General features: G+C 67.5%; 25 protein-coding genes. 8 read left to right on the top strand and 17 right to left on the bottom strand.

Annotated features, from left to right (window positions below):
• Positions 1-39: 39 nt before the first annotated feature.
• The 7 genes from ACNR9W_RS02130 to ACNR9W_RS02100 all read right to left on the bottom strand — a co-directional run bounded on the left by ACNR9W_RS02130 (position 40) and on the right by ACNR9W_RS02100 (position 6,438).
• Positions 40-1,290, bottom strand: coding sequence for an AI-2E family transporter (locus tag ACNR9W_RS02130; RefSeq protein WP_419269301.1), 1,251 nt, complete (start codon positions 1,288-1,290; stop codon positions 40-42).
• 123 nt (positions 1,291-1,413) lie between these two features.
• Positions 1,414-2,640: a saccharopine dehydrogenase NADP-binding domain-containing protein gene (locus ACNR9W_RS02125; RefSeq protein WP_419269303.1), complete on the bottom strand. Its 1,227-nt coding sequence runs from the start codon at positions 2,638-2,640 to the stop codon at positions 1,414-1,416.
• Between the two features lie 41 nt (positions 2,641-2,681).
• Complete coding sequence (nspC, locus tag ACNR9W_RS02120; RefSeq protein ID WP_419269304.1) at positions 2,682-3,782, bottom strand: carboxynorspermidine decarboxylase; 1,101 nt, start codon at positions 3,780-3,782, stop codon at positions 2,682-2,684.
• 129 nt (positions 3,783-3,911) lie between these two features.
• Positions 3,912-4,310, bottom strand: a complete 399-nt coding sequence (locus tag ACNR9W_RS02115) for a hypothetical protein (RefSeq protein ID WP_419269305.1) — start codon at positions 4,308-4,310, stop codon at positions 3,912-3,914.
• Positions 4,311-4,319: 9 nt separating this feature from the next.
• Positions 4,320-5,114, bottom strand: coding sequence for a DUF6478 family protein (locus ACNR9W_RS02110; RefSeq protein WP_419269307.1), 795 nt, complete (start codon positions 5,112-5,114; stop codon positions 4,320-4,322).
• A 180-nt stretch (positions 5,115-5,294) separates the two neighbouring features.
• The gene (locus tag ACNR9W_RS02105; RefSeq protein WP_419269308.1) at positions 5,295-5,633 is read right to left on the bottom strand and encodes a 4a-hydroxytetrahydrobiopterin dehydratase; all 339 of its coding nucleotides are present in this window, start codon (positions 5,631-5,633) and stop codon (positions 5,295-5,297) included.
• A 13-nt stretch (positions 5,634-5,646) separates the two neighbouring features.
• The gene (locus ACNR9W_RS02100; RefSeq protein WP_419269309.1) at positions 5,647-6,438 is read right to left on the bottom strand and encodes a phenylalanine 4-monooxygenase; all 792 of its coding nucleotides are present in this window, start codon (positions 6,436-6,438) and stop codon (positions 5,647-5,649) included.
• Positions 6,439-6,561: 123 nt separating this feature from the next.
• Here ACNR9W_RS02100 and ACNR9W_RS02095 point away from each other — a divergent pair, with 123 nt between their 5' ends.
• Positions 6,562-7,023, top strand: coding sequence for an Lrp/AsnC family transcriptional regulator (locus ACNR9W_RS02095; protein WP_419269311.1), 462 nt, complete (start codon positions 6,562-6,564; stop codon positions 7,021-7,023).
• Here the strand turns inward: ACNR9W_RS02095 and cls are convergent, their stop codons facing one another.
• Positions 7,024-8,451: a cardiolipin synthase gene (gene cls / locus ACNR9W_RS02090; protein ID WP_419269313.1), complete on the bottom strand. Its 1,428-nt coding sequence runs from the start codon at positions 8,449-8,451 to the stop codon at positions 7,024-7,026.
• Between the two features lie 87 nt (positions 8,452-8,538).
• Between cls and accD the strand changes: the two genes are divergently transcribed.
• Both accD and ACNR9W_RS02080 read left to right on the top strand, forming a co-directional pair.
• Positions 8,539-9,468, top strand: a complete 930-nt coding sequence (gene accD / locus ACNR9W_RS02085; RefSeq protein ID WP_419269315.1) for an acetyl-CoA carboxylase, carboxyltransferase subunit beta — start codon at positions 8,539-8,541, stop codon at positions 9,466-9,468.
• A gap of 52 nt (positions 9,469-9,520) precedes the next feature.
• Positions 9,521-10,795, top strand: a complete 1,275-nt coding sequence (locus tag ACNR9W_RS02080; protein WP_419269419.1) for a bifunctional folylpolyglutamate synthase/dihydrofolate synthase — start codon at positions 9,521-9,523, stop codon at positions 10,793-10,795.
• Between the two features lie 14 nt (positions 10,796-10,809).
• Here the strand turns inward: ACNR9W_RS02080 and ACNR9W_RS02075 are convergent, their stop codons facing one another.
• The gene (locus ACNR9W_RS02075; RefSeq protein WP_419269421.1) at positions 10,810-12,705 is read right to left on the bottom strand and encodes an acyl-CoA synthetase; all 1,896 of its coding nucleotides are present in this window, start codon (positions 12,703-12,705) and stop codon (positions 10,810-10,812) included.
• A 151-nt stretch (positions 12,706-12,856) separates the two neighbouring features.
• On the bottom strand, positions 12,857-13,366 hold the full coding sequence (gene lysM, locus ACNR9W_RS02070; protein WP_419269317.1) for a peptidoglycan-binding protein LysM: 510 nt from the start codon (positions 13,364-13,366) through the stop codon (positions 12,857-12,859).
• 142 nt (positions 13,367-13,508) lie between these two features.
• On the opposite strand from lysM, the gene ACNR9W_RS02065 reads away from it, so the two are divergent.
• Positions 13,509-14,060: a CAP domain-containing protein gene (locus tag ACNR9W_RS02065; protein ID WP_419269319.1), complete on the top strand. Its 552-nt coding sequence runs from the start codon at positions 13,509-13,511 to the stop codon at positions 14,058-14,060.
• 6 nt (positions 14,061-14,066) lie between these two features.
• Here ACNR9W_RS02065 and ACNR9W_RS02060 read toward each other — a convergent pair whose 3' ends face one another.
• Both ACNR9W_RS02060 and ACNR9W_RS02055 read right to left on the bottom strand, forming a co-directional pair.
• Positions 14,067-15,887, bottom strand: coding sequence for an ABC transporter transmembrane domain-containing protein (locus ACNR9W_RS02060; protein WP_419269321.1), 1,821 nt, complete (start codon positions 15,885-15,887; stop codon positions 14,067-14,069).
• A gap of 74 nt (positions 15,888-15,961) precedes the next feature.
• Complete coding sequence (locus ACNR9W_RS02055) at positions 15,962-16,591, bottom strand: 5'-methylthioadenosine/S-adenosylhomocysteine nucleosidase (protein WP_419269323.1); 630 nt, start codon at positions 16,589-16,591, stop codon at positions 15,962-15,964.
• Between the two features lie 127 nt (positions 16,592-16,718).
• Between ACNR9W_RS02055 and zapE the strand changes: the two genes are divergently transcribed.
• Positions 16,719-17,816 (top strand): cell division protein ZapE, encoded by a 1,098-nt coding sequence (gene zapE, locus ACNR9W_RS02050; protein ID WP_419269325.1) that lies wholly within the window; start codon positions 16,719-16,721, stop codon positions 17,814-17,816.
• Here the strand turns inward: zapE and ACNR9W_RS02045 are convergent.
• Positions 17,813-18,430 (bottom strand): DsbA family protein, encoded by a 618-nt coding sequence (locus tag ACNR9W_RS02045; protein ID WP_419269327.1) that lies wholly within the window; start codon positions 18,428-18,430, stop codon positions 17,813-17,815. The genes zapE and ACNR9W_RS02045 overlap by 4 nt on opposite strands.
• 62 nt (positions 18,431-18,492) lie before the next feature.
• Here ACNR9W_RS02045 and ACNR9W_RS02040 point away from each other — a divergent pair, with 62 nt between their 5' ends.
• Together ACNR9W_RS02040 and ACNR9W_RS02035 are read left to right on the top strand one after the other, a co-directional pair.
• Entirely contained in the window at positions 18,493-18,807 is a 315-nt protein-coding gene (locus ACNR9W_RS02040; protein WP_419269329.1) for an HNH endonuclease, read from the top strand.
• A 259-nt stretch (positions 18,808-19,066) separates the two neighbouring features.
• Entirely contained in the window at positions 19,067-19,657 is a 591-nt protein-coding gene (locus ACNR9W_RS02035; RefSeq protein WP_419269330.1) for an outer membrane protein, read from the top strand.
• A 103-nt stretch (positions 19,658-19,760) separates the two neighbouring features.
• Here the strand turns inward: ACNR9W_RS02035 and ettA are convergent, their stop codons facing one another.
• The 3 genes from ettA to rimO all read right to left on the bottom strand — a co-directional run bounded on the left by ettA (position 19,761) and on the right by rimO (position 23,873).
• The gene (gene ettA / locus ACNR9W_RS02030; RefSeq protein ID WP_419269331.1) at positions 19,761-21,416 is read right to left on the bottom strand and encodes an energy-dependent translational throttle protein EttA; all 1,656 of its coding nucleotides are present in this window, start codon (positions 21,414-21,416) and stop codon (positions 19,761-19,763) included.
• A gap of 55 nt (positions 21,417-21,471) precedes the next feature.
• Positions 21,472-22,350, bottom strand: coding sequence for a sulfotransferase family protein (locus ACNR9W_RS02025; protein WP_419269332.1), 879 nt, complete (start codon positions 22,348-22,350; stop codon positions 21,472-21,474).
• 155 nt (positions 22,351-22,505) lie between these two features.
• Complete coding sequence (gene rimO, locus ACNR9W_RS02020; RefSeq protein WP_419269334.1) at positions 22,506-23,873, bottom strand: 30S ribosomal protein S12 methylthiotransferase RimO; 1,368 nt, start codon at positions 23,871-23,873, stop codon at positions 22,506-22,508.
• A gap of 155 nt (positions 23,874-24,028) precedes the next feature.
• Between rimO and ACNR9W_RS02015 the strand changes: the two genes are divergently transcribed.
• Entirely contained in the window at positions 24,029-24,520 is a 492-nt protein-coding gene (locus ACNR9W_RS02015) for a hypothetical protein (RefSeq protein WP_419269335.1), read from the top strand.
• 15 nt (positions 24,521-24,535) lie between these two features.
• Here ACNR9W_RS02015 and ACNR9W_RS02010 read toward each other — a convergent pair whose 3' ends face one another.
• Complete coding sequence (locus ACNR9W_RS02010; protein WP_419269423.1) at positions 24,536-25,297, bottom strand: ABC transporter permease; 762 nt, start codon at positions 25,295-25,297, stop codon at positions 24,536-24,538.
• Positions 25,298-25,301: the final 4 nt, after the last annotated feature.

Here is a 25,301-nt window from a genome sequence, read left to right as displayed (position 1 = left end):
GGGCCGGAGATTCGGCCCGCGCCTTGCGGTAAGGCCGCGTCAGGCCCGATCCGACTGCGACTGCCCGTCTTCAATCAGTTCTGCCGTGGCCACGCGGGCCGAAGCGCCATCCTCGGCCTCGGAGCCCGCCTCGACCAGTTCGCGCGCATCCTCCTGGTCCTCGTCCTCCAGCGCGGGGGGTGCATCACCGGCCAGGAAGTTGCCGAACTTTTCCCATCCCGGCACATGTTCGGCCAGGACGCGCATGACGACCAGCACCGGCACCGCGATCACCATGCCCAGCACCGACCAGAGCCAGGCCCAGAGCGCGACCGCCAGAAAGACGACGACGGTGTTCATCTGCAGCCGGCGGGATACGAAATAGGGGGTGATGATCTGCCCCTCCAGCGAGGTGAGGGTCAGATAGGACACCGCCACCATCGCCGGCCAGAAGACCCCCGGCATCACGATCAGCGCCACCAGCCCCGAGATCGCCACACCCAAGATCGCACCCAGGTAAGGGATGAAGTTCAAAACAAAGGCACCGATCCCGAAGAGCAGCGCCCCCGGAAGGCCCCAGGCCCACATCGCCAAGCCCACGCACAGGCCCAGACCCGCATTGATGATGGTGATGGCGCCCAAGTAGTTGCCAAGCGAATCCTCGATCCCCCGCAGGGCCAGGTAGGCGCCGCGCTTGTCGCGCATGCGGTCAAAGCTCTGCACGATCTTGAGGTAGAGAAGATCCCCGGACGCGATCATGAAGAACAGCAGGATCAGCGTGAACAGTACCTGCCCCAGCAGCAGCGGCGTCATCTTCACCACGGTTCCCAGGGTCGTCTCGCTCTGCTGCTCGACCTTGATGGTGGGCTGGTCGCCCTCCTCCGCCGCGGCCTCCTGCGCCTCCTCGATGCGGCGGGCGGCATCGCGCAGGCCGGTCAGGCTGTCGCGCACGCTGTCGAACTTTTGTTCCAGCTGCTGGCTGATGACGGGCATGTTGTTCATCGCCCGGCTGAGCGGCCCGCTGGCGGCATAGGCGATCACGCCCACGGTCAGCAGGATGGACAGGGTGATCCCCAGGGCCGTCAACGCATCCGGCACGCCGCGACGTTCTGCAAAACGGCGGAGCGGGGTGAAGACGAAGAACAGCAGCACCGCCATCGTCACCGGCATCAGGAAATCCCGCCCGGCGGCAATGGCGGAAAAGGCAAGGATCATGAAGATGCCGATGATCGCCCAGTTGGCAAGACGCGGCACGGTGCTTTCACCGTCATTGGCAAAACGCGGAAAACGATGTCCCTCGGGACTAGGCATGGTTAACTCCCTGATACACGCCACGCACCCACGGCATCAGGGGCGATTGGTGCCGCCAAACGCCGCCGGCGAGCCGGTTGTTCCGGCCCGCTGCGTCAGGGGTTCAAGATCGGGGCAGCGCCCTCAGATCGGATGGTCGCCCGTGGCGTCGATGACCCGCGTGGGCAGACCCATCTCGCCCAGCAGCTCCAGGAAGGGCCGGGCAGGAAGATCCTCAACATTGGCCATCTTCTTGGCGTCCCAGGGTCCGCGGGCGATCAGGATCGCCGCCGCGACCGGCGGCACGCCCGCAGTATAGCTGATGCCCTGGCTGCCGACCTCCTGGAAGGCCTCCTTGTGGTCCGCAACGTTATAGATGAAGACTTCGCCCGGCTTGCCGTCGCGCGTGCCCTTCACCAGGTCGCCGATGCAGGTCTTGCCCTCGTAATCGGGCGCCAGGCTGGCCGGGTCGGGCAGCACGGCCTTGACCACCTTCAGCGGCACGACGTCGGTGCCGTCGGCCAGAGTGACGGGATGTTCCGACAGCAGGCCCAGCTTTTGCAGGACGGTGAAGACGTTGATGTAATGCTCGCCAAAGCCCATCCAGAACCGCACATCCGCCTGCGGATAACGGGCCGAAAGACTGTGCACCTCGTCATGGCCCGACAGATAGGCGGTCCGCTTGCCGACCACTGGCAGGTCCCATTCGCGGCCCACCTCGAACATGCGATTTTCCTGCCAGACGCCCTGCTGCCAGGAATAGACCGTGCCGGTGAACTCGCGAAAGTTGATCTCGGGGTCGAAGTTCGTGGCAAACCAGCGGCCGTGCGAACCGGCGTTGATGTCCACGATGTCGATGCTGTCGACCTTGTCGAAATACTCGTCCTCGGCCAGGCGCGCATAGGCGTTGACGACGCCCGGATCAAAGCCCGCGCCCAGCACGGCGGTGATGCCAGCCTTTGCGACATCCGCGCGGCGCGTCCATTCATAATTGCCGTACCAGGGCGGCGTCTCGCAGACCTTGGACGGGTCCTCGTGGATGGCCGTGTCGATATAGGCGGCGCCCGCGCGGATGCAGCCCTCCAGCACGGTCATGTTGACGAAGGCGGTGCCCACGTTGATGACGATCTTGGCGTCGACCTTGCGGATCAGCGCCTCGACCGCACCCGCGTCCATCGCGTCCAGCGCATGGCTAGTGAAGGGCATCTGGTGGCCCTTGTCGCGCAGGCTCTCGATGATCGCATCCGCCTTGGACTGCGTCCGGTTCGCGATGTGCAGGTCGCCGAACTCGGCCGACCATTGCGCGACCTTGTGGGCCACAACCTGCGCCACGCCACCGGCACCGATGATGAGCACGTTCTTCTTCGCCAATTCTGTCTCCTTGTCGCAGGGTGGCAGAGGATGGGTGGCCTTTACGACAGGCTGCCTTTGAAATCGTCATAGGTAAAGCTGCGCGCGGTCCGGATCGTCCCGTCCTCGTCGCGGATGGCGATGGCGGGCATGGCCACGCCGTTGAACCAGTTCTTCTTCACCATCGTGTAGCCGGCCGCGTCCTGGATGCTGACCCGGTCGCCGATCTTCAGGGGCTGGGCAAAGCGTGCCTCGCCGAAGATGTCGCCCGCCAGGCAGGTCTTGCCGGCGATCTGATAGGCGTGGTCCCCGTCCTGCGGCAGCTTGGCGGTCTCGCGATAGATCAGCAGGTCCAGCATATGCGCCTCGGTGCTGCTGTCGACGATGGCCACGTCCTTGCCATTGTTGATGATGTCGAGGACCGACACCTCCAGCGTGGTGGTCCGGGTGATGCTGGCCTCGCCCGGCTCCAGGAAGGCCTGGACACCGAAACGGTCCTGGAAGGCCTTCAGCCGGTCGGCCAGGCGCTCCAGCGGATAGCCCTCGCCGGTGAAATGGATGCCGCCGCCCAGGGACACCCAGTCCAGGCGCTTCAGGATGCTGCCGAACTCATCCTCGATCCGCGTCAACTGGCGGTCGAACAGGTCGAAGTCGTCGTTTTCGCAGTTGTAATGGATCATCACGCCGCTGATGCGGTCCAGCGCGCTTTCCAGCCGTTCCGGATCGGCCTCGCCAAGCCGCGAAAAGGGCCGCGCCGGATCGGCCAGGTCAAAGCCGCTGGTCGAAAAGCGCGGGTTCAGGCGCAGGCCGGTCGCGATCCCCGCGGCCCGGTCGGCATAGCGGTCCAGCTGCGACAGGCTGTTGAAGATGATCTTGTCGGCATAGGTGACGGCCTCGTCGATCTCGTGATCGGCCCAGGCCACGGAATAGGCGTGGGTCTCCTTGCCGAACTCCTCGCGTCCCAGGCGCAACTCGAACAGCGAAGACGAGGTCGTGCCGTCCATGTAGTCGCGCATCAGGTCAAAGACCGACCAGGTGGCAAAGCATTTCAGCGCCAGCAGCGCCTTGGCGCCCGAGGCCTCGCGCAGCCAAGCCACCTTTTCCATGTTGGCGCGCAGGCGGGCCATGTCGATCAGGTAATGGGGCGTCTGCAGCGGGGTCATGGCAAGCCTTCGGTCTGGGTCGCGTAACAGGGCACGGTCACGGAGCCGCCGATATAGCCATGCCCCCCGCTTTTCGCAAGGAAACATGACGTTGCAGTGACGCGGCATCCGGTCCGCCCGGCCGTCAGGTCAGCCGGGGCGCGACCCGCCATCGGTCGCAAGGCGGCGCAGCTCGCGCTTGACCAGTTCCAGCTCGGCGCGCAGGGCGGCGATCTCGGCGGCCAGATCATCCTCCAGGGGTTCTCCGGCCATCAGGGGCAGCCGCGCCAGCACCTCGCCGCCGGGCTGCATGTCATCGCCCGAGGCGCCCCCATCGCTCCGCAACAGCAGCGTCTGGAGCCCGTCCGACAGCACGTCGCCCGGCAGGTCGACCTGAACCAGCCAGGCCCCCTCGCCGTCGCCCTCCAGCTGCGCCTCGGCCACGACCGCGCCGTGATGGCTCAGCACCACGCGCGCCGGCCGCACGGGCAGCCCCTGGATGCGGCCGCGCCACAGCCCGCCCTTCAGCCCGTGGTTCTCGAATTGCATGGCTCCTCCTCAGATCTGGGCGCGGCTGTGGCGCGACAGGATCACGTCCCGCAGCGAGACGTCGTTCATGAAGGGCGCCTCGAAGATCAGGTCCAGCCAGGCCTTGTCCACCGAACGGTTCGACAGCTGGGCATAGCCCAGGTCGAATTCCACGATGCGGTGGTTGTGCCGCCCGGCAACGGGATCGCCCATCTGGCGCAGGATCTTTTCCGTGTTCGGCCCCTGCTGGATGTTCAGCCGCGCATAGACCGCGATCGGCCGCTCGGCCTGGAGGATCGATTCCAGGCGCAGGATATGGTGGCCGCCCAGGTCCTGCAGTGCCTCCGCGGGAAGCGTCAGGGAATAGGACAGGAAGTCTCCGGTAAAGCCCATGACCTCCAGCCGCAGGCCGTATTCGGCCAGATCGGCCCTTTGGCGGTTGCGCACCTGACGCAGGATCACCGCCCGTTCGGCGCAGTCGTGGAACAGCGCCACCTCGTCGGACAGCCACTGACCGCTGGCCGGGGCGACAAGCGCCGGGGCGCCGCTGCGCGCGCGCAGCACCTGGGGGCGCCAGCGCCAGTCGGTGCCGACGGGCAGGTCCATGCGCGACAGCGAATTGCGCCCCTGGCCGTCGCGCAACTCCGCCGCCTGCAGAAGCCGCGTCAGCACCCGCTGCAATGCACGGGCCTCCTGCCGCAGGGCGGCCGGAACAGGGTTCTGTCCGGCACCGTCCAGCATCCGTTGCCACTGCCGGGCCGCACGGGCGCGAATCCGCCGGGCCAGCCAGCCGGTTCCCTGCCCCACCGCCTTCACCCGGCGCATCGCAGGCCCCGCCAGCAAGGGCGGGGCAGCGCGGGCAGGCGGCGGGTCAGGCCCCCCGGCCAAGCTTCTGAAACCCCTGCATTCACCATGCTGCCCAGCCCGCTACTCTACCTTGACGGGATAAACCGGGATCGGGCCGGGAACAAGGCTTGTGAACCGGGCGCGGCCCCCGAGGTCCGGTCAGGCCACCAGCGCGTCCAGGCGGGCGGCGCAGATGAAGTCGTTCTGCGTCAGTCCGTCCGCCTCGTGGGTGGTGAAGGTCACGCTGCAATAGCCCCAGCCAAAGGCGATGTCGGGATGGTGCCCCTGCTTGTTGCCCAGCCAGGCGGCCAGGTTGGCCATCTCGACCGCCTTGGCAAAGCCCTTGAACTCGAACCGGCGGGTGATCTCCTTGCCCGAGGTGGACAGGCTCCAGCCGGTCAGCTGGTCCATCATCTTGCGCGCCTCGTCCAGCGGCAGGGGCGGGATGCCGCCCTGGCAGGGGGCGCAGCTTTGGGCGGCCAGGTCGCAGGTGGTCATGGGTGTCATCTCCTCAGGCGGCATCTTTGGGCGGATATTTCGGCGCGTGCAGGCCCAGGCCCTGCGCGGTGGCCATATCCGCCAGCAGGTCGCGGCGCGCGGCGCCGAACAGGTCGTCCAGATCGTCTATCACGAAATAGACCGGTTGGTGAATGTCGATGCGATAGGGGGTGCGCAGGATGTCGATCACGTCGAAGGGCCGCTGCTCGGGCTGGCCCGAGACCGCCCAGGGCAGTTCGGTGACCGAACTGGCCAGCCCCGAGCCGAGCGCCTTCAGCTGCCCCTCCTCGCGCATCAGCCCGAATTCGATCGAGAACCAGTAGAGCCGGATCAGCCAGCTGTAATCGGCCTTGTCGCAGCGTGTCCCCGCCTCTCCGATCGCCTGGCTGAAGGCGGCGAAGGCCGGGTCCGTCAGCAGCGGCGTATGGCCGAAGATCTCGTGAAAGATGTCGGGCTCCTCGATATAGTCGAAGTGCTTGCGCTTGCGGATGAAGCTGGCGGCCGGAAAGGTGCGGTCGGCCAGCATCCCGAAGAACTTGCCAAAGCCGATCAGCGCGGGCACCGGCTCCACCCGCCAACCGGTCAGCCGGCCCAAGACGGTTGAGACGTCGGGACATTGCGGCACGCGGTCCTGCGGCAGGTCCAGCAGGTCCAGCCCGCGCAGATAGGGCGCGGCCATGTGCCGGTGCACCGCCGGCAGTTGCTGGGCCACCAGGTCGCGCCAGACGGCGTTCTCCTCGGGGTCATAGGCGATGAAGCCGTCGGCATCGGGATGCTTGGCCTGATACTCGGTCGATTTCGGCATGGCGGGTCCTCCTCTTCCTCGGGTTCAGATTACCGTGCCCCAGAGAAAAACCTTGCCTTCTTCGGCCTTCCTGGCAGGTTTGGGGGCAGATCCTTCCTTATTTCCGCCAGATCAGGAAACCTGATGCCTCCCTTGGACGACGCCGACCGCCGCATCCTGCGCCTGCTGCAGCGTGACGCGACCCTGTCCACCCAAGCCCTGGCCGAGGCGGCGGGCCTGTCCAGCTCTCCGGCCTGGCGGCGGCTCAAGCGGCTGATCGATGAGGGCGTGATCGAGCGTCAGGTGGCGCTGGTCCCGCCGGCACGGGCCGGACTGAACGCGATGGCCCATGTCCAGGTGTCGCTGCTGGACCATACCGAACAGGCGTTGGCCCGGTTTGACCGCTTCGTGCAGACCGAGGACCAGATCATGGAATGCGCCACGATCACCGGCACCTATGATTATCAGCTGAAGATCGTCGCGGCCGACGCCGAGGGGCTGGAGCATTTCCTGATGCGCCGCATGCTGCCCCTGGGCATCATCCGCAGCACGGTGACGCATTTCGTGCTGCGCCAGACCAAGTACACGACCGCCCTGCCCCTGTGATCACAAGAGCGGAGAGGCCAGCGCCAGCAGGTTGTTGCGCAGCCGCCGCCACGCCGTCCAGCGCCGCACCTCGTCCAGCGTGATCGCCCCGGACCGTGCCACATAGCTGGCCTGCCGCTCGTCCAGCTGCGCCACCAGCTCGGGGTCGAAGATGCCCATGCTGACCTCGTAGTTCAGCTCGAAGCTGCGGCGGTCCAGGTTGGCGCTGCCGATCATCGCCATGCGGCCGTCGACGGTCATGATCTTGGAATGCAGCAGGCCGCCCTCGAACAGCATCAGCCGCACGCCGGCGGCCAGAAGCCCGTAATAGAACCCCTGGCTGGTCGCGCCGACGATCAGGCTGTCATTGCGGGCGGGCAGGATCAGCGTGACGCGGACGCCCCGGCGCGCGGCCGCCCGGATCGCCGCGTCCAGCGCCGCGTCGGGAACGTAATAGGGCGTGGTGATGACCACCGACTCCCGCGCCGCATGCAGCATCCCCGCCAGGCAGTCCGAGACGCTGCCGGCGCGCAGGTCCGGGCCCGTCGCCACCACCTGCGCCACCGTTCCCGGCGCCTCGACCGGCTCGATCGGTTGCAGCATGTAGCCCAGGTCGCGGCCCGTATAGCTCATCCAGTCGCCCAGGAAGACCGATTGCAGCTGCCGCACCGCCGGCCCCTCGACCGAGACCAGGATGTCGATCCAGGGCGCGAACCGCGCCTTTATCGCAAAGGCCATATCGGCGCAGTTGCGGCTGCCGGTAAAGGCGATGCGGTTGTCGACCACCAGGATCTTGCGGTGGTTGCGCAGGTCCAGGCGCTGGAACAGCAGGCTGATGAAGGGCAGACCCCAGGGAAAGGCCGTCACGCATTCCGCCCCCGACTGCTGCATCCGCTCCCAGAGTTCCGACCGGACCAGAGCGCGCGAGCCGAGCGCATCGACGATCACCCGGCATTCGACGCCGCGTGCCTCGGCCCGGCAGATGGCCTCGGCGATCTTGGTGCCGCTGACGTCGGGCAGCCAGATGTAGAACAGCACATGGACATGGTTCCGCGCGCGGTCGATCGCATCGACCAGCCGGTCCATGGCCGCGTCGGTCTCCTCCAGCAGGCGCAGGCGGTTGCCCGACAGCGCCGCCATCCCGCCCACGGCGGCATTGGCGGCGGCCACCGGCCGCGCCTCGTCCGGCACATCGGCCACCCAGGCCGCGTTGGCCAGCCGCAGCCCGGTCAGGCGGTCGCGCACGTCGGCCATGCGCTGCACCTCGGCCTGCTTCATGCGCACCTCGCCGAACAGCAGATAGGCCGCGATGCCGACCAGGGGCACGGCCTCGACCACCATGATCCAGGCCAGCCGGACCGAAGGTTCGACCCGCGGACGCAGCAGCACGCGGGCGATGATCACCAGCGACAATGTCGTGTGGAAAAAAAAGAACAGGGTCGCCCACATGGCCGGCATCATCCGCGCCCGCCCCGGCAATTGCAATTCCCCCCGTCGCGGCCTATCTGGGGCGGGAAACAGCCAAGGTCGCCCGCGATGAACTGGATCACGAATTACGTCCGCCCGCGCATCAATTCGCTGTTCTCGCGCCGCGAGGTGCCCGAGAACCTGTGGACGAAATGCCCCGAATGCGGAACCATGCTGTTCCATCGCGAACTGTCGGACAACCTGAACGTCTGCACGAACTGCGACCATCACATGGCGATCACGCCGCGCGACCGCTTTGGCGCGCTGTTCGACGGCGGCGCCTTTGTCGAGGTGAAGGTGCCCGAGCCGGTCGCCGACCCGCTGCATTTCCGCGACCAGAAGAAATATCCCGACCGCATGAAGGCCGCGCAGAAGTCCACCGGCGAAAAGGAGGCCATGCTGGTCGCCGAGGGCGAGATCGGCCGCACCCCCATCGTCGCCGCCGCGCAGGATTTCGGCTTCATGGGCGGATCGATGGGCATGTATGTCGGCAATGCCATCGTCGCCGCAGCCGAACGGGCGGTGAAGGTGAAAAAGCCCCTGGTCCTCTTTTCCGCGGCCGGTGGCGCGCGGATGCAGGAAGGCATCCTGTCGCTGATGCAGATGCCGCGCACGACCGTCGCGGTCGAGATGCTGAAGGAAGCCGGCCTTCCCTATATCGTGGTCCTGACCCATCCCACCACCGGCGGCGTCACGGCCAGCTATGCCATGCTGGGCGACATCCAGATCGCCGAGCCCAATGCGCTGATCTGCTTTGCCGGCCCCCGCGTTATCGAGCAGACGATCCGTGAAAAGCTGCCCGAAGGCTTTCAGCGGGCCGAATATCTGCTGGAACACGGCATGCTGGACCGCGTGACGCACCGCAAGCAACTGCGCGACGAGCTGATCTCGATCCTGCGGCTGCTGGGCGGGCTGTCCGCCCCGACCCGCGCCGACCTGCCCGCCCCGGTCCCCGAGGCGATCCCCCAAGCCGCGCCCGAGCCCGCCAAGGCCGACTAGACGTCCATTCCAATCCAACATCCCGGGGGTCCGGGGGCTGGCCCCCGGCGTTATCGACATGAGCCAATCCGACCAGATCCTCGGGCGCCTGATGGCGCTGCATCCCAAGATCATCGACCTGTCGCTGGACCGGATGCACCGCATCCTGGCCGCCCTGGGCAATCCCGAGCGGTCCATCCCGCCGGTGATCCACATCGCCGGCACGAACGGCAAGGGCAGCACCCAGGCCATGATCCGCGCCGGATTGGAGGCGGGCGGCGCCCGCGTCCATGCCTATACCTCGCCGCATCTGGCGCATTTCCACGAGCGTATCCGACTGGCCGGCAACCTGATCCCGGAGCCCGACTTGGCCGCGGTGCTGGAGGAATGCGAGGCGGCCAATGACGGCCAGCCGATCACCTTCTTCGAGATCACGACCGCGGCCGCCTTCCTGGCCTTCTCGCGCAGCGCGGCAGATTATACCCTCCTGGAGGTCGGCCTGGGCGGCCGTCTGGATGCCACGAACGTCGTCGATCAGCCGCATCTGACGGTCATCACGCCCGTCTCGATCGACCATACGCAATATCTGGGCGACACCCTGCCCCTGATCGCCGGCGAAAAGGCCGGGATCATCAAGCCGCGCATCCCCGTTGTCGTCGCCCCCCAGCAGGACGAGGCGCTGCGGGTGATCGAGGCGCGGGCCAAAGGGCTGACCGCCCCCATCTTTGCCCATGGCCAGCACTGGATGATCCAGCGCGACCGCGACGGCATGGTCTATCAGGACGATCACGGGCTGTGGGATCTGCCGCTGCCGAACCTGATCGGTCCCCACCAGGTCGAGAACGCGGGAACCGCGCTTGCGGCGCTGCGCCAGCTCGGCGCGACCGAGGCCCAGGCACGCGCCGCCGTCACCCAGGCCGAATGGCCCGCCCGGATGCAGCGCCTGCGCCACGGCCCTCTGGTCGACCTGGCCGGCAGCGCCGAACTGTGGCTGGACGGGGGCCACAACCCGGCCGGCGGCGAGGCGCTGGCGGCGACCCTGTCTGCCCTGCCCCCGCGCCCGACCCACCTGATCTGCGGGATGCTGAACACCAAGGACATCGCCGGCTATCTGCGCCCGCTGGCCGCCCATACCGCCAGCCTGACCGCCATCGACATCCCCGGGGAGCCGAACACCCTGCCCGCCTCGACCACGGCGGTGGAGGCGCGGGGCGTCGGCATCGACAGCAGCACCGCCGATGACGCGGCCCAGGCCATCGGGGCGATCATCGCGCGGGACCCCGGGGCGCGCATCCTGATCTGCGGGTCGCTGTACCTAGCCGGCCGGGTCCTGCGCGAGAACGGCTAAGGCGGCCGGCCCGCTCAGGCCGCGTCGGTCGCCCAGTCCCAAGGGCAGGTGAACTGGCCAAGGCGCTTTTTCACCTCGGCCTCGTCGACCGATCCCTCTCGCGTCAGATAGGCCACCAGACCCCGCTTCTTGTCCTCGCGCACGGCAGCCACGCGGGCACCGGTGCCCGCCAGAACCTCGTCATAGACCCGGGTGATCGCCAAACGGCGCAGGTCGGGCTTGAAGATCTTGCCCACGGCGGTCTTGGGCAGCTCGGGCAGGATCTCGATATGCTTGGGGATCGCGGCGCGTTCGTGGATATGGGTCTTGGCATGTTCGGCCAGTTCGCGCACCGAAACCTCGGCGCCGGCGACCAGTTCGACATAGGCGCAGGGCAGTTCGCCGGCAAAGCTGTCGGGCTGGCCGATGGCGCCGACAAAGGCGACAGCGGGATGGGACAGCAGCCCCTCCTCGATCTCCGCCGGGTCGATATTGTGGCCCCCGCGGATGATCAGGTCCTTGGCCCGCCCGGTGATCCACAGGTAGCCGTCCGCATCGATCCGGCCCAGGTCGCCCGTACGCAGATAGCGCTCCTCGGCGAACAGTTTGTGGTTCTTGTCGGCCTCGGTATAGGTCGATCCGGGGAAGACGCCCGGGTTGCCCACACAGATCTCTCCCACCTCGTCGACGCCGCATTCGTGGACGGCGCCGCTGTCGGAGTGCTTGAGGATCCGGACATGGGTATAGGGCAGCGGGACGCCGACGGAGCCGACCTTCTTGACACCGTCCACCGGATTGCAGCTGACCAGGCAGGTGGCCTCGGTCAGGCCATAGCCCTCGGCGATCTCGACCCCGGTCGCGGCCTTGAAGCGGTTGTAGAGCTCGATCGGCAGCGGCGCCGATCCTGAAATGGCGGTCTTGAGGCTGCTGACATCGGCATTCACGGGCCGCTGCATCAGCGCCGCAATGGCCGTCGGTACGGTGATCAGGAAGGTCGCCTGCCAGCGCTCGATCAGCTTCCAGAAATTCTCGAAGACCCCGTCGCCGCGATACCCGGCGGGCGTGGGCATCACCACATGCGCGCCGGACGCGATGCAGGACATCAGCACCGGATAGGCCGCGAAGACGTGGAACATCGGCAGCGGGCACATCAGCACGTCGGTCTCGTCGAAGAGCAGCGTCCCCCCAAGCCAGCCGTTGTAGATCATGCCCGAATACTTGTGCTGCGCGACCTTTGGCGTGCCGGTGGTGCCGCCGGTGTGGAAATAGGCGGCGACCCGGTCCTGCCGGGGATCGTCGAAATCCAGCCGCGTGTGGTTGCAGCCGCTGGCGGAGGCCTCGAAGTTCAGGACCTTAGCCTTGTGGCGGACCTTCACGCGCGGACGGATCAGCGGCACGAGATAACGCTTGAACCCGCGCAGATGGCGGTTCAGGTCGATCTCGATGACATGGGTCACGTTGGGGGCCAGGGCCACGGCCTCGGCCGCCTTCTGCGCGACGTCGGTCTTGGGGAAGGCCCGCAGCGTCACCAGCACCTTGGCCCGCGTCTCGCGCAGGATGCCACCGATCTGCTGGGCGTCCAGCAGCGGGTTGATGGGATTGACGATGCCGGCGGTCGCGCCGGCCAACAGGACGACGGGGGTCTCGATCGTGTTGGGCAGAAGATAGGCGACGGTGTCGGTCGGCCCCACGCCCAGGCTGCGGAACAGGTTCGCGGTCTCGGTCACGCGCTCCAGCAGCTCGCGCCAGGTCAGGGTGGTGGCCGGCGCGCGCGGCCCCGACAGCAGCTGGAACGAGATGGCGGGACGTTGGGGAAAACGTTCGGCCGTGCGCGACAGAAAGTCATAGATCGTCACCGGCAGGTCGCGCGCCTCATAGGCGCATTCGCGCTCGATCCGGTTGCGATCGTCATAGGTGCTGAACTTGCCCATCATGTCCCTCCGTCCCGGGCCGGCACGTCCGACCCCTCCCGCCAGCAGGATGATCCGAAGAGGCATGACGGGGCAAGGCTTTAGCCCCGCCCCCTGCGTAAAAACGCCGCGTCATCCAGCAGGGACGCGACGTCGGTCGGGCCGGTTCCTGTCAGGCACCGGCGGGGATGCGCAGCGCCTGGCCGGGATAGATGTTGTCGGGGTCGTTCAGCATGGGCCGGTTGGCCTCGAAGATCTCGTGATAGCGGTCGGGATCGCCCAGATGCTCTTTTGCGATGGCCGACAGCGTCTCACCCTTGCGGACGGTATGAAAGACGGGCTGCGGGGCTTCGGGCGGCAGATCGGCCTCGACCTTGGCGATGCCTTCGACATTGCCAAGCGCCAGGATCAGCTTTTCCAGCGCTTCGCGGTCGGCCCCCTTGGCCTCGACGACGACCGTATCGCCGCGCAGGCGCAGATGCACGTCATCCGCGTCCAGGTTCAGCGCGCGCAGCTCGGCCCGAAGTGCCGCCACCTTGCGCTGAGTTTCCGCGTCCTGCCCCGCGGCGGCCGCGCCGGATGCGGGTGCCGCGGGGGCGGCGGCAGCTTGGGCCGAACCTTCGGCCGGCGCCTTGTCGAACAGCGACTTGCCCGCGTCCTTGACGAAATCCCAGATGGCCATTGCCTGTCTTCCTCTACATGATCCGCAGGAACGGCGGGCGCCGGACCAGGGTTCCACCCCGGGGTGCAGGCCGGATCAACATCGATCAATGCAACCAATAGTTGTAGTCGTTGTTGAGTAGCGGCCTTGTGGAGGATCAAACATGACCCTGACCCTGCCCCCGGCGGGCCTTGCCTGCCGCACAGCCGCCCTTCTGGTGCTGGCAGCCTGCGCGTCCGACAGCGGCACCGGAACAAACGGCGCCACCGACCCCTATGCCGTCCAGGTCGGAAGCCCCGGAGAGGCGACCTGCCTTGCCACCACGCCCGGCCAGAACGCCGCCGGCGCCGCCGCCACGAACCGGCCGCGCAGCAGCGCGGGCCTGCCGCAGGTCAGTCCCAACCCGCAGCTGGCCCGGGCCGCCGCGGCACATGCTTGCGACATGGCCAAGCGCGGGCGCATGACCCATATCGGCTCCACGACATCCGGGCCGGCCGCCCGTCTGCGCCTGCTGGGCTACACCCCGCGCATTACCGCCGAGAACATCGCGGCGGGTCCCTATCCGCTGCAGCGTGTCCTGGGCGAATGGAACGCGTCGCAGGGGCATCTGGACAATATCCTGCTGCCGCAGGTGCGCGATTACGGGATCGGTCAGGCCCTCGCCGCGGATGGACGCACGGTCTATTGGTCGGCCATCTATGCCGCGCCGCGCTGAGGCGGCTTATTCGGCGACCAAAGCCTCGTCCAGCACCTGCGGTTCCTCCCGCGGCCCGTCGGTGAACTGCATCCGCGCCAGTCGGGCATAAAGCCCGCCCTCGGCCACCAGCGCGTCATGGCTGCCCTCGGCCACGATGCGGCCCTGGTCCAGCACGACGATGCGGTCGGCCTTCTTCACCGTCGCCAAGCGGTGGGCGACGACGATGGTCGTGCGCCCCTCGGCCAGACGGCTGACGGCGGCCTGCACCAGCGCCTCGGATTCGGCGTCCAGCGCGCTGGTGGCCTCGTCCAGCAACAGGATCGGCGCGTCCCGCAGGATCGCGCGGGCGATGGCCACGCGCTGGCGCTGGCCACCCGACAGCATCACCCCGCGTTCGCCCAGAGCGGTCCGGTAGCCCTGCGGCAGGGCGACGATGAAGTCATGGGCATGAGCAGCCCGCGCCGCGGCCTCGACCTCGGCATCGCTGGCCTCGGGGCGGCCGAGGCGGATGTTGTCGGCGGCCGAGGCGGCAAAGATCACCGGATCCTGCGGCACCAGCGCGATATGGCTGCGCAGATCCACCCGTGCCAGGTCGCGCAGGTCGATCCCGTCCAGCGTCACGCGGCCCGACTGCGGGTCCCAGAAACGCTGGATCAGCTGGATCACCGTCGTCTTGCCCGCGCCTGACGGCCCGACCAGCGCCACCGTCTCGCCCGGCCGGATGGTCAGGCTGATGCCGTCCAGCGCGGGCGCGTTCGGGCGCGACGGAAAGCGAAAGCCCACCCCCTCCAGCGCGATGCGCCCCTGCACGGGCTGCGGCAGCTGGCGGGGATGGGCGGGATCGGTCAGGGCATCCTCGGCCGACAGCAGTTCGGCCAGGCGTTCGGTGGCGCCGGCGGCGCGCTGCAACTCGCCCCAGATTTCCGACAGGGCGCCGGTCGATCCGGCCACCAGGATCGCGTAGATCACGAACTGGACCAGCTGGCCGGCGGTCATCGCGCCTGCGCTGACGTCGCGGGCGCCGATCCACAGCACCCCGATCACGCCCGCGAAGATCAGAAAGATCACGATCGCGGTCATGACCGCGCGGGTCGTGATCCGGGTCAGCGCGACGTCATAGGATTGCTCGGTGACGCCGTCGAACCGTGCGATGCTGCGCGCCTCGGCGGTATAGGCCTGCACGGTCTGGGCGGCCAGCAGCGTCTCGGAGGCGGTGCCGGATGAGGCGGCGATCCAGTCCTGGTTCTGGCGCGACAGGCTGCGCAGGCGGCGGCCCAGCACGATGATCGGGATCAGGATCGCGGGCACGATCAGCAGCACCAGCCCCATCAGCTTGAGGGAGGTCCAGGCCAGCATCGCCATGCCGCCCGCCAGGATCAGGATGTTGCGCAGCGCGATGGACAGCGACGATCCGACGACCGATTGGATCAGCGTCGTGTCGGTGGTGATGCGCGACAGGATTTCCCCGGTCATCACGCGTTCGAAGAAGGCCGGCGACAGGGTGATGACGCGGGCATAGACGGCCTTGCGGATATCGGCCACCACGCGTTCGCCCAAGCGGGTGACGAAGAAATAGCGCGCCGCGGTGCCCAGGGCCAGGGCCGCCACGATGAACAGGGCCGCGCCGAAATATTCGTCCAGCAGCCCGGCCCCGTCGTCGAAATTATCCACCACGCGGCGCACCGCCAGGGGCAGGATCAGGCTGATGCCCGATGTCACGACCAGCGCCAGCAGCGCCAGCACCACCTGCCCGCGATAGGGCCGCACAAAGGGCCACAGCGCGCCAAGCGCCCCCACCCGCCGGCTGCCGGGCCGGTCTTCCAGATTGCTTGCGCCGCGTCTCATGCCTGCTGTTCCCGGTCTTCCTGCCCCGGCCCCGGTTTAGGCCGGGCCGGCTCCAAGGACAAGCGCACGAGGTGTCACGGGCGGATCGCGCCGTCGCGGATCGCGGTCTCCAGCAGGTCGACGGCGCCGGCCAGCCTGGTGTCGATCACGCCCAGGTAGCGCGTCCAGTCGGTCAGCTCGCGCAACTCCTCGGCTCCGTCGGAAATCCCGCGCAGTCCGATCAGCGGCAGGCCAAAATGCTGGGCGGTGCGCAGATGGGCGAATGTCTCCATGTCGACCATCTCCTCCTCGACCGCGCCATAGGCCGGGCCGCTGACGATGGAGGCGCCGGTGGACAGGCTGGCCACCGGCAGGCCGGGAATGCGGTGCGGCAGGTCGATCACCCGCGGCAGGTCCAGCAGCGGCGTGCAGCCGCGCGGAAACCCCAAGGCCGAGGCATCCATGTCCCGATAGGCGACCGCGCCCACCTGATAAACCTCGGTCTGGGCCAGCCGCGCCGATCCGGCCGAACCGAGCGAGACGATCAGCCGCGGCCGTTCCTCCATGCCCGACAGGGCCGCCGTCAGCTGGACCGCGGCCTCGACCGGGCCGATCCCGGTCATCAGCGGGCGGATGCGGGCGCGCAGGGCGGGGCCGTATTCGGGCTGGGCCGCCATCACGAACAGGACGGGCAATCCGGCGATGCGGTCGGGGCTGTGGGACATCGGAACCTCGGTCGGGGGGCACGGCCAGGGCGTGGCACGCCCCGTGCATGCGGGTCAAGGCCGATGGGGCCTTGCGGCGGGTCGCGGGGCTGTGGCAGGGGTTCGGCCGTCAAGGAAAGGCCAAGGCATGGGCAGGGTCAGCGATCTTTACCGGCAGCGCGTGGCAGAGGGCGCCCTGCGCCCCGATCCCGCGCAGGAAGCCGTGCTGCCGCATATGGACCGGGTGCTGGCCGACATGCAGGCCGCCCCCGCGCCCAAGCGGTCGGCGTGGCGGGCCTTCCTGGGCGTGGGCAATCCCGATCCCGCACCGGGGGCACGCGGGCTGTACCTGTGGGGCGGCGTCGGGCGCGGCAAGTCGATGCTGATGGACCTGATGGCGGAAGCTGCCGGGGAGATCCCTTGCCGCCGCGTGCATTTCCACGAGTTCATGCAGGAGATCCAGGCCGGGTTGAACGAGGCGCGCAAGCGCGGCGAACAGGACACCGTCCGCCCCGTCGCCGAGGGCGTGGCGCGCCAGGTGCGCCTGCTGTGCTTTGACGAGATGCAGATCACCGACATCGCCGATGCGATGATCGTGGGCCGCCTGTTCCAGGTGCTGTTCGACCAGGGCGTCGTCGTGGTCACCACCTCGAACCGCGAGCCCGAGGATCTCTACAAGCACGGGCTGAACCGGCAGCTGTTCCTGCCCTTCATCGCGCTGATCCGCCAGCGGATGGAGGTCGTCTGCCTGGACAGCACCACCGACTATCGCCAGAACCGCACCAGCGGCGGCCAGGTCTGGCACGTGCCCGCCAATGCCGAGGCCAAGGCCGCGCTGGATGCCACCTGGGACGAGCTGACGGACGGTGCGGAACCCGCGCCCTGCCAGGTCGAGGTCCAGGGCCGCCAGGTCGCGCTGCCGGCCTGTGCCGGCCGTGTCGCGCGATCGGGCTTCTGGGACCTGTGCAGCCGGGCGCTTGGGCCCGCGGATTACCTGGCGGTGGCGCGGGCGGTCGACGTGCTGCTGATCGACGGGGTGCCGCGGCTGTCGGCCTCGAACTACAACGAGGCTAAGCGCTTCGTGACGCTGATCGATGCGCTTTACGAGGCGCGGGTGCGGCTGATCGCCAGCGCCGCCGACCAGCCCGAACAGCTCTACAACGAAGGCGAGGGCAGCTTTGAATTCGAACGCACGGCCTCGCGCCTGCGCGAGATGCAGGACGCGGCCTGGGGACGGCGCGGCTAGGCACCCATCGTCCGGCGCCCGCGTTCGATCAGCGCCCGCATCTCCTCCAGCGTCCGGCCGCCAAAGACTGCTTCGTCGCCGCAGATGAAGGTCGGGGTGCCGACCAGGCCCATATGCTCGGCCATCAGGTGGCTCATCGAGATGTGGCGCTCGACCGGCTCGCTGTCCATGTCGCGGCGCAGGCGGGCCTCGTCCAGCCCCACCTTCCGGGCGACGCGCATCACCGTGGCCTCCTCGGCCCGGCCCCTCATCGTCAGCAGCCCCGCGTGAAACTGCCAATACTTCCCGGTGGGCAGCGCGGCCAGCGAGGCCCGCGCCGCGAAATCCGATCCCGGGCCAAAGACCGGCCATTCGCGATAGACGACGCGCAGTTGCGGGTCGCTGCTGACCAGCTGCTGGATCACCGGCAGCATCGACCGGCAATAGTCGCAGTTGTAGTCGAAGAACTCGGTCAGGGTGATGTCGCCCTGCGGGTTGCCCAGCACCGGGGCGGTCGGATCCCGCTCCAGCGCCCGGCGCAGATCCGCGGGCATGGGGTTTGGGCGATCCTGGGCCAGGGCGGGAAGGGCGGCAAAGGCGCCTGCTGAGGCCAGAAGAAGGCGGCGGGTCGGCATGGCTTGTCCTTTCGCGATGGCTGGGGTCAGATCGTGGCCCCGAGGTAACGCGAGGCCGTCTCATGCGTAAACCGAAGTATATCCCCGAGCCGGTCACGATGGCGTCAGACCCGGTCTGCCCGCTGTGCCTGCGGCCGATCCCGCCCGACGTGCCGCAAAGCCGCCATCACCTGATCCCCAAGCTGAAGGGCGGCAAGGGGGGCGAGACGGTCCTGCTGCACCACATCTGTCACAAGACCATCCACAAGACCCTGCGCGAAGGCGAACTGGCCCGCAACGTCCATACAGTCGAGGCGCTGCGCGCGCATCCCGACCTGGAACGATTCTGGGCATGGGTGGCCCGCCGGCCGCCCGGGTTCACCGGCAAGGTGCGCTGACACAGCCGAGGCCTGTCAAAAGTTTTTCGCTTTGCTCGGCGGTCGCTGCGCCCCTGCGTCCCGGGCGTGAGGAACATTGCAGACTCTGCACTAGGCTTTGCTGTGCGGGCGAAGGGGGCCTGTGGCGTTCCTCACGACCCCTCACGGGGGCGTGGTTGCCTGCCTGCCACGCGGCGGCAGGTGCGATGCGCAGGCTTGCTTCAATCCCGGCCGATCCCCACCTAGATCGAAGTCACCAATTCAAGATGGGAGACCCCAGATGAAAATCGCTTTCGCAGCCACCGCCGCTTTCCTGGCCGCCGGCACCGCCCATGCGGGCGGTTATGTCGCCCCGGTCGTCGAGCCTGTCCCGGCGCCCGTCGTGGCTCCGGTCGTCGCCGCCGGATCGGACTGGTCGGGCTTTTATGCCGGTCTGCAATACGGCCAGGGTGATGGAGAGCTGTCCACGCTCGACGACTCGACGGACTTCGACGCCTATGGCGTTCACGCAGGCTACAACCGCGACTTCGGCCGCTTCGTGCTGGGTGGCGAACTGGACTACAACCGCCTGGACATCGACACCGTCGACGACAAGGGCGACCTGGCCCGCCTGCGCGCCCGCGCCGGATACGACATGGGCCGCTTCATGCCCTATGTCACCCTGGGCGCCGCCCGCGTGTCGGCCGACCTGGGTGCGGTCGACCTGAAGGAAACCGCCTTCACCTATGGCATCGGCGGCGAGTTCAAGGTGACCGAGCGCGTATCGGTCGGTGCCGAATACACCCGCCAGGATTTTGACGACGTGGCCGACATCGACGGCCTGGACCTGGACAGCGACATGGTTCAGCTGCGCGCCTCGTTCCGCTTCTGATCCTGTCCAACCCCGCATGAGAAAGGCGGCCCCTGCGGGCCGCCTTTTTTCGTTCGGGGGGCGCGTGGGGTGGGCGCTGCGGATCACCCGCAGCGCAGCCCGATCAGCGCGTGAACTTCTTGTACTTCACCCGCTTGGGGTTGACCGAATCGGGCCCGAGGCGGCGGATCTTGTCCTGCTCATAGGCTTCGAAGTTGCCCTCGAACCATTCGACATGGGCATCGCCCTCGAACGCCAGGATGTGCGTGCACAGGCGGTCCAGGAAAAAGCGGTCGTGGCTGATGATGACCGCGCAGCCCGCGAAATCGTCCAGCGCCGCCTCCAGCGCCTGCAGCGTTTCCACGTCCAGGTCGTTGGTCGGTTCGTCCAGCAGAAGCACGTTGCCGCCCGATTTCAGCAGTTTCGCCATGTGGACGCGGTTGCGTTCGCCGCCCGACAGGGTGCCGACCTTCTTCTGCTGGTCGCTGCCCTTGAAGTTGAAGGCGCTGCAATAGGCGCGGCTGTTCATCGTCGCATCGCCCAGCGCGATCAGCTCGGCGCCGCCGCTGATCTCCTCCCAGACGTTCTTGTCGTCGCCCAGCGCGTCGCGCGACTGGTCGACATAGGACAGCTGCACCGTGTCGCCCAGGGTGATCGTGCCTTCGTCGGGCTGCTCCTGACCGGTCAGCATGCGGAACAGGGTCGACTTGCCGGCGCCGTTCGGACCGATCACGCCGACGATGCCGCCGGGGGGGATGGTGAAATCCAGGTTCTCGATCAGCAGCTTGTCGCCCATCGCCTTCTTCAGGCCGGTGACCTCGATCACCTTGCCGCCCAGACGCTCGCCGTTCGGGATGATGATCTGGGCGCTGGTGATGCGCTCCTTCTCGGTCTTGTTGGCCATCTCGTTATAGGCGTTGACGCGGGCCTTCTGCTTGGCCTGACGGGCCTTGGCACCGGCGCGGATCCACTCCAGTTCCTTTTCCAGGACCTTCTGCTTGGACTTGTCCTCGCGGGCCTCCTGAGCGACGCGCTTGGCCTTGGCCTCCAGCCAGGAGGAATAGTTGCCCTCGTGCGGGATGCCGCGACCGCGCTCCAGCTCCAGGATCCAGGTCGTGATGTCGTCCAGGAAATAGCGGTCGTGGGTCACGGTCAGGATCGTGCCCTTGTATTCGATCAGGTGCTTTTGCAGCCAGGCGATGGTTTCCGCGTCCAGGTGGTTGGTCGGTTCGTCCAAGAGCAGCATGTCGGGCGCCTCGAGCAGCAGCTTGCACAGCGCGACCCGGCGGCGTTCGCCGCCCGACAGGGTGCTGACATCCGCATCGTCGGGCGGACAGCGCAGGGCCTCCATCGCGATATCGACCTGGCTGTCCAGATCCCACAGGTTCTCGGCGTCGATCTGGTCCTGCAGGGCCGACATTTCCTCGGCGGTCTCGTCCGAGTAGTTCATCGCCAGCTCGTTGTAGCGGTCTAGCTTGGCCTGCTTGGCCGCGACCCCCAGCATCACGTTGCCGCGCACGTCCAGGCTCTCGTCCAGCTGCGGCTCCTGCGGCAGATAGCCGACGGTCGCGCCCTTGGCGGCCCAGGCCTCTCCGGTGAAGTCCTTGTCGATGCCGGCCATCACGCGCATCAGGCTGGACTTGCCCGATCCGTTGACGCCGACGACGCCGATCTTGACGCCGGGCAGGAAGTTCAGCTTGATGTTCTCGAACACCTTCTTGCCGCCGGGATAGGTCTTGGACACGCCGTCCATGTGGTAGACGAACTGATAGGACGCCATCGGAAACTCCTGTGAATTTGCTGCCTTGTAGGGCATCGGGCGGCCCTAGGGAAGGTCAGCGGATCGCGGCGACGAAATCCCCGCCCATGATCCGGCGCAACGCCTCGACCTGGGGGGCCATCCGGTCCTCCAGCGCGGCCACCGCCTCGGGCGGCGGCATCAGCCCGTCGGGATTGGCAAAGACCTTTTGCGTCAGGTTGGAATAGAAGCAGGGGCCGATGCCCAGATGCGCCTCGACCGCATCCATCACCAGGTGCGGATGGCTGGAGATGCGCCCGAAGGGGATCACCAGCATGTCGGGATAGCGCGCCAGCCAGCGCGGCAGATAGGTGGCATAGTCGCCACGTTCGTCCAGCACCGGATTGGCGACCTCGGCCAGCCAGTCCGCGGTGCCGGCGGGGATGCGCTTTTCGCGGCGCAGGTTCATGCGCAGCTGAGAGATCGCGCGATCGACCGGGTGGCGGATCAGGTAGATGACCCGCGCCTTGGGCAGGAAGCGCGCGACCGCCTCGACCCCCTCATCGGGCAGGGCCGAATATTCCGGCGTCAGGTCCAGCGGGATCGCGTGGGCGGGGGCGGGTGCAAAGACGCGCTTGTACCACTGGTTGTGGAACATCTTGCCGCTGGTGATGCCGTCCAGATAGGCGTCCAGTTCGGGCGGCATCGGCACCTTGCGCGCCTTGTGGCGGTCGCGGATCTCCTGCGGCTTGTTGCGGTAATGCCAGGCGATCCAGCGGCGGTGTTCCGGGATGTGCTGGTGGTTGAAGTACTGGACCTCCTTGAAAGGGGGGATCCAGACCTGCGGATGCTGGCCCAGCATCTGCGCCAGCCACGACGTCCCGGCCTTCTGCGCGCCGATGCACAGCGCGCCGGGTTTGCGCGGCTGGCCGTCCGGATCAAAGGCGGGGCTGATGGTGATCATCGTCTGCGTCATGCCGAACCTCGTGCGCGGCAGGGAACGGGTCCACCGCCGGTTGTCCGCGCAGGCGGGCGCTCGCTTTGCCTGCGGTCAGGTGCAAGGGCTAGTGCAAAAGATCGGATCGCGGAAGGGTCAAGCATCCGCGCCGCAGGGTTTTTCCCGTGCGGCGCCTAGAGATGGCCCCAGAGGTCGTAGTCGCCTGCCTCGTCCACGGTCACTTCCACGATGTCGCCGGGGGTCAGTGCTTCGAAGCCTTGGTCGATGAACAGGTTGCCGTCGATCTCGGGGGCGTCGGCCTTGGTGCGGCAGGTGGCGCCGCCTTCGTCGACCTCGTCCACGATCACCTCGATCCGGGTGCCGACCTTGGCCTCCAGCTTGGCGGCGCTGATCGCCTGCGCCTTTTCCATGAAGCGTTCGAACCGCTCCTGCTTGACCTCGGCGGGCACATGGTCGGGCAGGTCATTGGCGCGGGCGCCCTTGACGTTCTCGTACTGAAAGGCGCCGACGCGATCCAGCTGGGCCTCGTCCAGCCAGTCCAGCAGGGTCTGGAACTCGGCCTCGGTCTCACCGGGATAGCCCACAATGAAGGTCGAGCGCAGGGTGATCTCGCGGCAGATCGCGCGCCATGCGGCGATCTCGTCCAGGGTGCGGGCGGCGGCGGCAGGGCGGGCCATGCGCTTCAGCACGTCCGGGTGGGCGTGCTGGAAGGGGATGTCCAGATAGGGCAGCACAAGACCGTCCGCCATCAGCGGGATCAGGTCGCGCACATGCGGATAGGGATAGACATAGTGCAGCCGCACCCAGGCCCCAAGCGAGCCCAGGTCGCGGGCCAGGTCGGTGATATGCGCCCGGTGGCCGCGCTCGGTCTCGTGCCGGCGGTCGAGGCCATAGGCCGAGGTGTCCTGGCTGATGACCAGCAGTTCCTTGACGCCGGCCTCGACCAGCTTCTCGGCCTCGCGCACCACCGCATGGGCCGGGCGGCTGGCCAGGCGGCCGCGCATGTCGGGGATGATGCAGAACTTGCACTTGTGGTTGCAGCCTTCCGAGATCTTCAGATAGCTGTAATGGCGCGGCGTCAGGCTGACACCCGAGGCCGGCAGCAGGTCGATGAAGGGATCGGGCTGCGGCGGCACCGCCCTGTGGACCGCGTCCAGGACCTGCTCGTACTGATGCGGCCCCGTCACGGCCAGAACCTTGGGATGCGCGCCGGTGATATAGTCGGGCTCGGCCCCCAGGCAGCCGGTGACGATCACCCGGCCGTTCTCGCGCAGCGCCTCGCCGATGGCGTCCAAGCTTTCGGCCTTGGCGCTGTCCAGGAACCCGCAGGTGTTGACCACCACCGCATCGGCGCCGTGATAATCCGCGCTGATCGCGTAACCCTCGGCCCGCAGGCGGGTCAGGATGCGTTCGCTGTCGACCAGCGCCTTGGGACAGCCAAGGCTGACCATGCCGATGGTCGGCTGCCCGTCGCGGCGGTCGCCGTCGGGAATGCGGGCGCGGGCAAGGTCGGGGCGCAGGTCGGGCGGGTTCTGTTGCATCCGCCGCACATAAGCGATTCGGGCGCGCGGGAAAAGACGCTGCCTGCAGGGCGGGACCGGAAACCCTGGGCCATACCCGCGCGTCTTCGAAGAGCCTCGCCTCCTTCGCCTGAACGTGATTTTACCCCGCCCCGAAACCCGGAGATGATCCCCGCATGACACTCAAGCGCCGCCTGACCCTCTGCCTTGTGGCAGCCCTTGCCGCAGCCTCGCCCGTCCTTTCGGCCGAACCGCAGGGCATCCAGACCAACGGGCCGTTCATCGACGTGTGGAACAACCGGGGCGGCAACGTGCTGCAGATGGTGCAGACGCGCCAGCAGCTGGCCAATTCGGGCAAGCAGGTGCGCATCCGCGGCTATTGCCGGTCGGCCTGCACGATCCTGACGACGCTGCCGAATGCGTGCCTGGGGCCCAAGGCGCGCATCGGCTTTCACGCGCCCCGCATCCCTAACACGCAGATCATCCCGCCCTATGTCGACCAGATCATGGGCAACTATTACCGGGGCGGCGTCCGCGACCGCTGGTTCGGCGGCTGGAACCGGTCGATGGAGATGCAGGTGATCAGCGCCCGCGAATATGTGCAGCTGGACCCGCAGACCCGCATCTGCGGCAGCCTGCAGGGCGGGGGGACGCAGGCGCGCCGCTGAGGCGCGCCGACCCGATCATTCGCGCAGGCGCCAGCCGGTGGCAAAGATCCAGCGGATGATCGCCATGCAGAGAATGACCATCACCGCCACCGCGACCAGCGACACCCCCACCGGCACGTCGGCCAGCCCGAAGAACGACCAGCGGAACCCCGAGATCAGGTAGAGGACCGGGTTCAGCTTGGCCACGCCCTCCCAGAAAGGCGGCAGCATGCTGGCCGAGTAGAAGGCCCCGCCCAGGAAGACCAGCGGCGTGATGACCATCATCGGCACGATCTGCAGCTGCTCAAAGGACTTGGCCCAGAGGCCGATGATGAAGCCCAGCAGGCTGAACCCCAGGGCGGACAGCACCAGGAAGGCCAGCATCCAGAACGGGTGCAGGATGTGGACGCCGACAAAGACGAAACTGGTCAGCAGGATCACCAGCGCGATCATCACCGCCTTGGCCGCCGCCGCCCCGACAAAGCCAAGCGTCACCTCGATCCAGCCCACGGGCGAGACGAGGTATTCATAGATCGTGCCGCTGAATTTCGGAAAGTAGATGCCAAAGCTGGCATTGCTGACGGATTGCTGCAGCACGGTCAGCATCATCAGGCCCGGCACGATGAAGGCGCCGTATTCCACGCCCTCGACCGACTGGATGCGCCCGCCGATGGCCGCGCCGAAGACCACGAAATACAGCACCGTGGACAGGACGGGCGAGGCCAGCGACTGCCAGATCGTGCGGAAAAAGCGCATCATCTCGTGGTGGAAGATCGCGCCCACGCCGCGCCAGTTGATGCCG

The sequence above is a fragment of the Paracoccus sp. T5 genome (assembly GCF_048538155.2).
Taxonomy (GTDB): domain Bacteria; phylum Pseudomonadota; class Alphaproteobacteria; order Rhodobacterales; family Rhodobacteraceae; genus Paracoccus.
This window is presented reverse-complemented; position numbering and strand designations above follow the sequence as displayed.